16 protein-coding genes and 2 pseudogenes are annotated in these 10154 nt (G+C 60.0%); 11 read left to right on the plus strand and 7 right to left on the minus strand.

The window, feature by feature from the left end; all coding sequences use genetic code 11:
- The 5 genes and pseudogenes from ACU0DV_RS00005 to ACU0DV_RS00025 form a co-directional block, all read right to left on the minus strand.
- Positions 1–133, minus strand: a pseudogene (locus tag ACU0DV_RS00005) (SCO family protein); the annotation flags it as partial.
- On the minus strand, positions 133–603 hold the full coding sequence (locus ACU0DV_RS00010) for a copper chaperone PCu(A)C (protein ID WP_446273439.1): 471 nt from the start codon (positions 601–603) through the stop codon (positions 133–135). The pseudogene ACU0DV_RS00005 and the gene ACU0DV_RS00010, both read right to left, overlap by 1 nt.
- Positions 604–625: 22 nt before the next feature.
- Positions 626–1285 (minus strand): DsbA family protein, encoded by a 660-nt coding sequence (locus ACU0DV_RS00015; RefSeq protein WP_007803472.1) that lies wholly within the window; start codon positions 1283–1285, stop codon positions 626–628.
- Entirely contained in the window at positions 1282–1704 is a 423-nt protein-coding gene (locus tag ACU0DV_RS00020; protein WP_007803474.1) for a disulfide bond formation protein B, read from the minus strand. Before ACU0DV_RS00020 ends, ACU0DV_RS00015 begins: the two co-directional genes overlap by 4 nt.
- Positions 1705–1709: 5 nt before the next feature.
- Positions 1710–2276 (minus strand): SCO family protein, encoded by a 567-nt coding sequence (locus tag ACU0DV_RS00025; RefSeq protein ID WP_007803475.1) that lies wholly within the window; start codon positions 2274–2276, stop codon positions 1710–1712.
- A gap of 213 nt (positions 2277–2489) precedes the next feature.
- On the opposite strand from ACU0DV_RS00025, the gene ACU0DV_RS00030 reads away from it, so the two are divergent.
- From ACU0DV_RS00030 to ACU0DV_RS00055, 6 genes are all read left to right on the plus strand, one after another.
- A complete protein-coding gene (locus tag ACU0DV_RS00030) occupies positions 2490–2918 on the plus strand; it encodes a MerR family transcriptional regulator (RefSeq protein ID WP_007803476.1) in 429 nt (142 codons plus the stop codon).
- 82 nt (positions 2919–3000) lie between these two features.
- Positions 3001–3621 carry a cation transporter gene (locus tag ACU0DV_RS00035; RefSeq protein ID WP_008327361.1) on the plus strand — a complete coding sequence of 207 codons (621 nt, stop codon included), beginning with the start codon at positions 3001–3003 and terminating at the stop codon, positions 3619–3621.
- A 69-nt stretch (positions 3622–3690) separates the two neighbouring features.
- Entirely contained in the window at positions 3691–4254 is a 564-nt protein-coding gene (locus ACU0DV_RS00040) for a transglutaminase-like domain-containing protein (RefSeq protein WP_127657309.1), read from the plus strand.
- On the plus strand, positions 4244–5209 hold the full coding sequence (locus ACU0DV_RS00045) for a cation diffusion facilitator family transporter (RefSeq protein WP_007803480.1): 966 nt from the start codon (positions 4244–4246) through the stop codon (positions 5207–5209). Before ACU0DV_RS00040 ends, ACU0DV_RS00045 begins: the two co-directional genes overlap by 11 nt.
- A complete protein-coding gene (locus ACU0DV_RS00050) occupies positions 5181–5492 on the plus strand; it encodes an STAS/SEC14 domain-containing protein (protein WP_127657308.1) in 312 nt (103 codons plus the stop codon). Before ACU0DV_RS00045 ends, ACU0DV_RS00050 begins: the two co-directional genes overlap by 29 nt.
- 353 nt (positions 5493–5845) lie before the next feature.
- Positions 5846–6541: a hypothetical protein gene (locus ACU0DV_RS00055; RefSeq protein ID WP_173674657.1), complete on the plus strand. Its 696-nt coding sequence runs from the start codon at positions 5846–5848 to the stop codon at positions 6539–6541.
- 517 nt (positions 6542–7058) lie between these two features.
- On the opposite strand, the gene ACU0DV_RS00060 is transcribed toward ACU0DV_RS00055, so the two are convergent.
- Positions 7059–7316: a helix-turn-helix domain-containing protein gene (locus ACU0DV_RS00060; RefSeq protein WP_017470289.1), complete on the minus strand. Its 258-nt coding sequence runs from the start codon at positions 7314–7316 to the stop codon at positions 7059–7061.
- Between the two features lie 124 nt (positions 7317–7440).
- Entirely contained in the window at positions 7441–7692 is a 252-nt protein-coding gene (locus tag ACU0DV_RS00065) for a hypothetical protein (protein WP_008327366.1), read from the minus strand.
- Positions 7693–7902: 210 nt separating this feature from the next.
- On the opposite strand from ACU0DV_RS00065, the gene ACU0DV_RS00070 reads away from it, so the two are divergent.
- From ACU0DV_RS00070 to ACU0DV_RS00090, 5 genes and pseudogenes are all read left to right on the plus strand, one after another.
- The gene (locus ACU0DV_RS00070) at positions 7903–8271 is read left to right on the plus strand and encodes a hypothetical protein (RefSeq protein WP_008327368.1); all 369 of its coding nucleotides are present in this window, start codon (positions 7903–7905) and stop codon (positions 8269–8271) included.
- Between the two features lie 43 nt (positions 8272–8314).
- A complete protein-coding gene (locus ACU0DV_RS00075) occupies positions 8315–8929 on the plus strand; it encodes a lytic transglycosylase domain-containing protein (protein ID WP_017469729.1) in 615 nt (204 codons plus the stop codon).
- Complete coding sequence (locus tag ACU0DV_RS00080; RefSeq protein WP_008282963.1) at positions 8926–9219, plus strand: TrbC/VirB2 family protein; 294 nt, start codon at positions 8926–8928, stop codon at positions 9217–9219. Before ACU0DV_RS00075 ends, ACU0DV_RS00080 begins: the two co-directional genes overlap by 4 nt.
- Complete coding sequence (locus ACU0DV_RS00085) at positions 9212–9490, plus strand: type IV secretion system protein VirB3 (RefSeq protein ID WP_008282962.1); 279 nt, start codon at positions 9212–9214, stop codon at positions 9488–9490. Before ACU0DV_RS00080 ends, ACU0DV_RS00085 begins: the two co-directional genes overlap by 8 nt.
- A pseudogene (locus tag ACU0DV_RS00090) lies at positions 9480–10154 on the plus strand (type IV secretion system protein B4); the annotation flags it as partial. The gene ACU0DV_RS00085 and the pseudogene ACU0DV_RS00090, both read left to right, overlap by 11 nt.

Below are 10154 nucleotides of genomic sequence, written 5' to 3' on the forward strand. Positions count from 1 at the left end.
ATAGGGGCAGGGGCCGCTGCCCTTTTGGTTCAGGCGCACCGGGCCCGTCCACCCGCCACCAGCCCACGAAGAGCGTCAGGCCAAGAACGCCGGCACCGGCTGCGCCGTATAGAAGGAGCTGCCGACGTTGCATCAGCCCTCCGGTCCACGCGCGGCGATTCCGAGGATTGGGACCTCGACCGTCACCTTGCCGCCATCCGAGAAGGTCAGTGTCAGCGGGAAATTCTCGCCTTCGGTCATCGGCTCTTGCAGCTTCATGAGCATGGCGTGCAACCCGCCCGGCTCCAATGCCACGCTTTGGCCGGGCTCAATCGTGATCTCGCCTGCAGGCGCCATGGAACTGACGCCATCGGAGTTGGTTTTCGACTCATGGATCTCGGGCATCATTGCCAGCGGTGTCGCAAGTCCGGTCAGCGTAACGGCGTCTTCACCCGTGTTGCGCACGGTCATATAGGCGGCACCTGGCCTATTGACGCCGATCGAGGCGCGGGACCACGCATTCTCGACCACGACATCCTCCGAACCGGCCAGTGCGGGGGCCGACAGCCCTGCAACCGTGAAAAGCACGGCCAATGCATTGGTATATCTCAACTTCTTCACCACTCGTTTCTCCTGCCTCCGCAAATCAGCTTTGGCTTGCCGCAACTTCCACTGCCACCAGCCTCTGCAATTCGGCCTCACCGAACGGATCGAGAGGCTTGCCGTTCACGAAGAACGTGGGCGTTTGGCGGACCCCGACTGTCTCGACATCGGCGCGGTCCTGGTTGAGCACCGCCACAACACCGGGGGCCAGCATCTGTGTCCGGGCAGCTTCGACATCCAGACCTCCGCTTGCTGCAATCTCAAGGATCAATCCGGGTGCCGGGGTCCCGTGAGACGCCCATCTGGGCTGCTCTCGCAAGACTGCCTCGAGCACAGGTTCAAACACGTCCTGCATGCGCGCCGCCTCGAGCACACGGATCGCTTCTACCGACGCCTCGCCGTGAAAAGGCGTATAGCGGATTACAACGCGCACCGCGTCTCCGTGCTCCGCCATGATATCCTCGACGACCGGATAGAAAGCGCGGCATGCCTCGCAGGCCGGGTCGAAGAATTCAACGATGGTTACGGGCGCATCCTCGGGCCCGAGGATCGGGGAATAGGGTCGGATCAGCGCGTCGGCCATTTCAGGGTCGATGGGATCGGACGCGGCAATCGGGTCGGGGCGGGTGGCATACCAGGCGGCACCGCCGAAACCGGCGACCCCGAGCGCGAGAACGGACAGGATGAGGCCGCGTCGTTTCATTTTTGTGTTTCCTTCAGTGAGAGAGCCGACAGCAGACCGATCATCGCGAAGGCGACGAGCGCCATCAAAGGAATCGGAATGCCGAAGACCAGTTGATTGTCGTCGGTACAGGATGGGCCGGTCGCCGTGCAGGGCTGGATACGCTCGGGGATAACGCCGACATAGAGGCCCAAGTGCCAAAGCGCGACGGCGGCACCGCCCAAAGCCAGCGCGATCCCGTAGCGACCCACGCGCCGATCCTGCCACCACAGCCCAAGCCCGAGGATGATGGCCAAGGGGAACATGAAGGCACGCTGGAACCAGCAGAGCACGCAAGGTGTCTGCCCCAGAACCTCGCCGATGAAGAGCACGGCAAGCGACGCGGTGAGCGCGATGATCCAGGCCAGGCCAAGGGCCGTCTCTCCGGAAAGTCGGGTCATGACGATCAGATCCTCTGTCTCAGATCGGCGAGGATCTCTTCGGCGGGCGTGCCGTAGGGCCAGGAGTCCGCGAAGCCTGCTTGCGTGTCGAAAAGGAAAAGATGCGACGTGTGACCCATCGTGTATCCGCCCGGCGCAGTCGCCTGCTCGATCCGCTCAAAGAATATCGGAAAGGTTTCGGATGTCGCGGCGATCTGCTCCGGTGTACCGGTCAGCCCGATGATCCCTGCGTCGAACAGGGGCACATACTCGGCAAGTGCAGTCGGCGTATCCCGCTCCGGATCAATCGTTATGAAAATCGGCTGAACCATTGCTGCCTCATCGCCCAGGCCCTCCATCACGGCCGCGACTTCGGACAGTGTTGTCGGACAGACGTCGGGGCAATTGGTGAAGCCAAAGAAGACCAGCATCCAGCGCCCTGCGAAATCTTCGTCCGTTTGGACCATGCCGCGATGATCGGTCAGTTCGAAATCAGCAAGAAACGGTGGTTCACTCTCGGTGCGGGCAAGATCGGCACGGTAGTCGGACCATAGCAACAGCCAGATGAAAACGAACGCCGCCGCGCCCGCCAACACCCACAATACCTTCTGAAGACCTGAAAGCCTCACGCCGCTCCGCCCGAACCTGATTCTATATTTTGTGTGCGTTTACATCCTCTAGCTACTGTAGGTTCAAGCGTGATTGTCATCGATCGGCCAACAATCACCGATCTGTGAAACTCGGGTGAAGCTTGTGATGCGCACCGCATAAAGCTACACCCACTGTAGGTAATGTGGGGAGCGGAAATGCTGACGATTGGGACGCTGGCGAAGAAGACCGGAACAAAGGTGCAGACCATCCGGTATTACGAGCAGATCGGACTTATGCCTGAGCCCGGCAGGACCGAGGGGGGCCAACGACGCTATGGCGACGCCGAACTCGACCGCTTGTCATTCGTCCGGCACGCACGGCAACTGGGGTTCTCGTTGGACGCGATCCGTGAGCTCCTCGATCTCAGCGATCATCCGGGAAAGTCCTGCGCTGAGGCGGATGCAATAGCCCGTCGGCAACTCAAACAGGTCGAGCAACGATTGGCGCGGCTCGAGGCGCTGCGGACGGAATTGAAGCGGATGGTGCATGAGTGCAGCGGCGGACAGACTTCTGATTGCCGTGTGCTCGAGGTACTGCGCGACCATTCCGAATGCCTGACCGACCATGAAGAGATCGGCGCCTGAGCAATTTCGACGACCTTTGATCGGAACGCAAAAAGCCCGGTGTTAGTTACTCATTGGCAATTCACTAATTTGGATACCCGGCATGGCGGAGCAGAGAAACGCAACGGAAAGACGCACACTCTGGATCGTGCTGGGTCTCAACATCGGGCTGGCAGTCGCTTTCTTCGCCTCGGGCGCATTCGGCGAGTCAAGCGCGCTTATCGCCAATGGCCTCGACAATCTGTCGGACAGTTTCGTCTACGCGATCAGCCTCTTCGCGCTGTCCCGCTCCGCCAAGTGGAAGCGCGGAGCGGCGAACGTTTCGGGCGGCCTGCTGATCCTCTTCGCCCTTGGAATCCTGTATGACGCGTGGCGCCGCTACGTCGGCGGATCGGATCCTCTTGGCACGATCATGATTGTCATGGCGCTGGTAGCGGCGGCCATCAACGCACTTTGCGTCTGGCTGCTGGCACGGCTTCGCGATCCAGACGTAAACATCCGAGCGGCGAATACGTTCAGCTGGAACGACTTCGCGGCCAATCTCGGAATCGTCGTCGCAGGCGGGCTCGTAGCCTGGCTCGGAACGAATTGGCCGGACCTTGTCGTGGGCGTGATTGTCGCCGGCATCGCGGCCTGGGGTGGCGTCGGAATCCTGAGAGACGCGCATGGTGAACACCACAAGGCGGTGCACAATGACGATCAGGTAACCAAGGACTCGGCCTGAAATCGGGGCTTGAAGCTACAGTGACTGTAGCAACTACATATTCTCGTGAACGATTCGAGGAGGTATCCCGTGAACCCCGCCGACCCTCATTTGGCCAAAACCCGGCTGCTGGATTTTGACGCGACCTCAATTGCAAAACTGATCGAGGAGCGCGGCTGGGCAGACCTTCCCAGCGACGACCGAATTGGGGCCATCTACGATTTCGTCAGGAACGAGATTACCTTCGGCTACAACCGCGCCGACGACATTCCGGCGTCCGAGGTCCTCGCAGATGGCCACGGGCAGTGCAACACCAAGGGCACGCTCCTCATGGCCCTGCTGCGTGGCGTGGGAGTTCGCTGCCGACTGCACGGGTTCACAATCCACAAGGCGCTTCAGAGAGGCGTCGTTCCGGAACTCGTCTATCCCCTCGCGCCGTCCGAAATCCTCCACTCCTGGGTAGAGGTGGACTTGGGCGACGGATGGGTCAATCACCGCCAGAACTTCGGATTTGTGCGCGACTTGCTCTATCGCCACGTCATCCGTCACTGGATGAATGCCAGGGTTCGCCGCATCCGCCGCGGAATCTTGCCGCCGGTCCCCGGATTCGATCGGCCGAACCGCCGCCATGAGGAGACGAACCGTGCCGCATGATCACGGCCACGCCCACATCGATCCTCAATCCGGTGATCGTCGCGTCTCCATCGCCATCTGGGCCAACGGCCTCCTGACGGTCGCGCAGATCGTCGGCGGGATCCTTTCCGGCAGCCTCGCGCTGATCGCGGATGCCCTCCACAATTTCTCGGACATGGCGTCGCTGGTGATCGCCTTCTTCGCGCGTAAGATCGCTCGCCGCCCGGCGGACAAGCGCATGACCTTCGGCTATGGGCGGGTAGAAATCGTCGCAGCGCTCATCAACTACACGACACTTATCCTGATCGGCTTCTACCTGATCTACGAGGGTGGTATGCGCATGATCGACCCACCAGAGGTACAGGGCTGGACGGTGGTGATCCTGGGCGGTGTGGCACTGGTCGTCGACACGTTGACGGCGCTGCTCACCTATTCGATGCAGAAAGGCAGCGTGAACATCCGTGCGCTCTTCCTGCACAACCTATCGGACGCTTTGGCCTCCGTGGCGGTCATCATCGGCGGCTCGCTCATCCTCCTCTACAACATGCGGTGGGTCGACCCGGCGATCACCATCGGCATCGCTCTCTACATCCTCTACCTCGCATTTACCGAGATCGGCGGTCCGATTCGGACGCTGATGCTCGGCAGTCCACCGGACATCGATAATGAAACCGTCGTTCAGGCGATGCGGGGTGTGGATGGTGTCGCGGACGTTCATCACGTGCATCTGTGGCAGATGCAGGAGCACGAGGCGGCTCTGGACTGCCACGTCGTGCTGACAGCGGACGGCTGGGGTCAAATCGAAAAGATCAAGGCCGCGATCAAGGACCGGCTGAAGGACGATTTCAGCATCGGTCATTCGAGTCTGGAATTTGAGCACGAAGACCGCGCACACGAAAACGCTGACCTTTACGGTCACGGCAAACCGGAAAAAGAGGAGGAAAACCATGTTCACCGAGACACTGACAGCTCATGACGACACGATTGGCCTCGCCTGCGAGGGCAAGCTCAGCGAAAGCGACCTGAAACGGATGCACGCCCTGCTTCATGAGCGCCTGCAAGAGACAAGTAAGCCCGGCCTGGTTCTCGATCTCACGAGGTTCGAAGGCTACGATGGGCCGTCCGCTCTGCTCGAAGATCTGAAAATCGACACAGCCCATAGGAATGACTTCCGCCGCGTCTCTGTGGTGGGCGAAGGGGCTTTGTTGGAGTGGGGAACCAGGTTCGCCGACGTGCTGACCACGGCAGAACTCCGTTAGTTCGACCCGGCGGAAATGAAGGCGGCAATCGCCTGGGCAAGTGAAAGGTAGAGTAGCTTTCAATCAGATGCCTTCGCAGAAGACAGCATCTGTTCGAAACCATAAACAAAAGAACTACAGCAGTTGCGAGACCCAAGAGCAATCCGAAAGTTCTGAACATGGTCGCTCCTTTCGCAAAGGAGTAACTTTGGTACGGTGGCACTGCCCTTGCCGGGGCATTATCAAATCGTAATGTTTTAGCGGCTCAGGGCGCCAGTTGGTTAACATAAACTTCATTATGCGACTTTATACTTAGCGTTGCGATAGTATATTATTGTATGTATGCTGAACTCCTATCACGGAGGCTCCACAGCATGCGCCATTTACTCAAGAAGCTCCTCCCCTCGGTCGCAGTCGCTTTGACCGTGACAGGTTCTTCGCTGCCAATACCCGCTCGCGCGCAGACATACCCGATCGATTGCGCGATCCTCTTGTGCCTGTCTGGCGGCTGGCCTGCTTCCGTCCCTTGCGCCCGAGCCCGCGCCGAATTTATCCGGCGGATTACACCTTGGCCGGTCGAACCACCGCTGCAAATCTGGCGCTGTCCCATGGGCGCCTCCTACGAGAACGATCGGTTACAAAACAACGCTGGCGGCATCTTTGAAGCCTTGTACCGAACCGACAGCCGTCGACCGCTTCAATCCTTGCCAGTAGATAATCTCGTTCCCACCGACCTCGCCCTGCGGCTCGTTCAGGACCGCGCGGACATCGATATCAGCGGGCCAGAGTTCAATTTCGTGCGGTCCATCCGCGTCTTCGATGTACGGTATGCACGACAGCACGAGTCCGGGCGCGATGGGGATTGTAACCGAAGCGCGACCGTGGTCCTCGGCACCTACGGGACCCAAGGCGATTTCTCATGGCAGCGATCTTCGATAACTGCCCTGCCCGAGGCCCATGTGGGACTTGAACGTTGGGGCGAGCATTGCCCTGGCATTTATCACCGATCCGTCTTCGTCGATTGGCGTGACTATGACGGCAACTACGGGTTCGAGCAGGTGAACTACTGACCTGCCGCTACGTAGATTTGTCATGGAAGACGGCTTCTTTGGCTTGCACGACCGCACCGCATACGCTTCGCGGTCCACATGCTGTTTGGCGTTTAGGCAAACACCGCGGGTTCGCTCTGTTCACCCGTCGTCGCTTCTTCCGATCCTCGTCAGCGCATCGAAGTCGATTTCTTGCTTCTGTTCGTCACTTATATCCGGCCGGGTTTCCGATACCGGCTGGGGCCCTTGGACGTCCCACATCACCGCATGTGAGCCTGTCCTCCAGCGATAAACCCAACCAACAACACTGCACCCATCGGTCCCGATCAGATTGGCGATCGCGACGCCCTCACCCTTATCTTCGTTCACTGTTTACTGGCTTCCTGCACTGCGGCGCTGCGAATTGCGGCGTGGGGTTGCAGAGCGTTCACTACGACCGCGCGCCGGGCTTCTTTGATGTTGGCTAACTGGTCCTCGATGAGGAAATGATCATCAGACCGGGAAAGTGGGTTCCCGTGTTCTCAACAATTCATTGGCTTCAAATCCTGTGGTCGGGCTCCGTGGCGGCTTCAACGATCGCCAGAACCTCGAACGGGTCAAAGCCGATGGCGCGCGCCAAGACGACCAGCTCGACAACGTCGACCCGGCGCTGGCCGCTCTCAAGGCGGGCAATAAGGGACTGGTGGCATCTGAGCCTGTCTGCCAGGTCTTTCTGACCAAGGCCCGCTTTGACACGGGCGTCGACCAACGCCTGACAGAGTGCCACTTGTCCCTTGCTTCTGATTGTCTTTGCCACGCGTCACATACCTTTTGTGACGTCGCTAGCGGATGAAATCTGTTATCTAAAAAGTAGATATATGAGGGTGTTATCGGCGTCTGGTTTCCATGGGCTGCAAGTCTGATACTCCCGAGGTTGCCCATCAATCCCCTACCAATTGCAGGAACCGGCCATATTCCTCGCTGACTTCGCGCGCTTCCTCGAAGGCGCGGGCCCGTTCACCGTCGAGGCAACGGAAGTAGCTCTGGATATCCTGAATGTAATCTTCGAAGTCGCCGCGGATGATATCCGCATAGTCCCGCGCGGCCTGCGAATCGCTTGGCAGGAAAGGACGGGATGGCGCAAAGCAGGATTCCGCCAAAACCGGCCCAGGAACGCAGATCAGAAGGGCCATAGCTTGCAATGGGAGCAGGCATGTCAACCTTGGGTTTCTCAAACCTGTTATCTCCTTGATCGCGGACACTGGCCGTGACTAGTGTTTGCGTAACCAAACTACAGCCAAAGCACGATATTACATCTTGCGGTTGATAATATACTATCGTAACTCTGGGCTTCAAGTAGGAATGCCTGGGGTCGCGCCATTGGAGAAAGCGTGAGCCGGGCCATGAACTGGGACATCGAAGCACCAAATGTGGTTACGGAAGCCAGGTTCCGCGAACTCGTGGAAAGCGGCTATAGCGCAGAAATCCTGTGCCAAGAGTCGGCACACAAGAAAGGCCCCAGCTATTACGGGGTCTGGATCATGCGTGTTGTCTCTGATGACGGGGTGGAAAAGCTCCTCGTCACCGCCCGCACGCGGACGACCTACAACGATATCAAGATCCGCGAGTTCAAGACGATCTCCGGCGTGGTGTCTTTCTTCATTGGCCTTGGTTTTGCGCATGTCGACCTGCCGCTTGAGGCGGGGACAAGCCGTACGCACAAATTTGCGCCGCCAGACAAAGCCCCATCAGACAAGGGCGCTGGCAGCTAACCTCGTCTGTCTCTGGCTGGTCGCAGCACCTGCCTCAGCGCAAATGGTCCTGGTCATGGAGAGCGACGGCTCCCTGACCCCGTCCCGCTCTCAGAGCAGCTTTGCTCGAAACTACAATGAAGGGATTGGTCAGAGTTCGGCCTCCGATGGGATCGCGATCTTCGGCGAGGTAGAGGCCGAGCAAGAGGGCGTCCAAGTCGCGGCCCTTGCCCGCCCGACTCCCCTGCCCCGCGCCGATGTCCTCTCCGGGATTCAGACCACGGCCTTGCGCTATGCCGGCCATCCCGGCCTGCGTCGCGCGGGGCTTTCCGTGACGGATTGGCTAGCTCTCTATCGAGCCAATATCGAGGTTGAGAGCGCCTACCGGCAGGATGCGATTTCAAGTGCAGGTGCCATTGGCCTTGGTCAATTGATGCCAGCGACGGCGCGTGATCTGGGCGTCGACCCGCGTGACCCTCAACAGAACCTCGACGGCTCTGCCCGCTACCTCGCGATGATGCTGGAGCGCTTCGGCGATCCGCATCTGGCGCTGGCGGCCTACAACGCCGGTCCCGACGCCGTGCGCCAACACGGTGGCATTCCCCCTTACCGAGAAACCCAGAACCACGTGGCCCGTGTCATGGCCGTCGTGGCCCGATTGGAAGGATCAAATTCGTGAAACAGATTTCAAACCTCTTTGTCGCCTCGCTGGCGCTATTCCTGTTCATTGCCGAGCCCGCCCTTGCACAGAGCATCGATCTCTCCCCGATCCAGAGCTTGTTGCAGGGCATTGTCGATGCGCTGACCGGCCCTCTTGGTGTGGTCATCGCCACACTCGCGGTCCTCGGCGTTTTCTTGAGCTGGTTCTTCAACATCATCGACCTGCGCCAAGCGCTTTGGGTCCTCGTGGGCATCGCTGGTGTTGCCGCCGCTCCCACCATTGTTGCCGCGGTCTTCGCCGGTGGCTGAACGCTCGCCCCTCTTTCTGGGCCTCGTGCGCCCGCCGAAGCTTCTGGGCCTGCCCATCATGTACGCGATGGTCTGGCTCTTCGGCTCTGTGCTCTTGTTCGTCTGGGTCCAGCACATCGCGGTGCTGGGTTTCGCCGCCCTGCTCTATCCGGTGCTGTGGAAGGCCGCAGATTGGGACCCGCGTTTCATCGACGTGATGATGACGGCCCTGCAGGAGACACCGCCCACGCGCAACAGGTCCATCCATGGCGGGGACAGCTATGCCCCGTGATGACGCCCGTGATGCTGCGCTCGATGCCCGCACAATGACGCCAGACTGGTATGAGCGCGAGACCCGCCTCGCGCATATGCTGCCCTATGTGAGCCTCGTCGACGACCAGACCGTGCGGACACGGGTGAACGAACTCTTCCGCTGCATCCGGCTCGAGGGCATCAACAGCTACACGACCGACGATGCCTATCTCGACAAGGTGACGGCGCTTTTTGCCCGCATCGTCGCGCAACTTGGGCCGGAATTCAGCTATTACGTCCACAAGGTCTCCAAGGCCATCAAACCTGATCTCGACCCGATCCGTGAGGACAGCTTCGCGGGCGAGGTCGACCGGCGCTGGCACGCCAAACTCGAGACCAGCGGGCTGCGCGACAAGACGCTGACGCTCACCGTCATTCACCGCCCACCCCCGAAAAGCCTCCTGCCGTTCCTCAGCCGCAGCGCGCCGGACCGGCTGAGAGAGGAGACCCGCAAACGCCTGCAGCGCCTCGGTGAGGCCGTGAACGTCTTCCTCTCGGGCCTCACCGAGCTCAAGCCGCGCCTGCTGTCGGCTGCATCGGGGGAGTTGGTGGGGTTTCTGGGGGCGCTCAACACCGGAACAGAGCTGCCGCTCTACCCGGCCAACACCTACGGCTTTTTGTCCTTCAACGTCGCCAATACCCGC

The sequence above is a fragment of the Sagittula sp. genome (genome assembly GCF_052825245.1).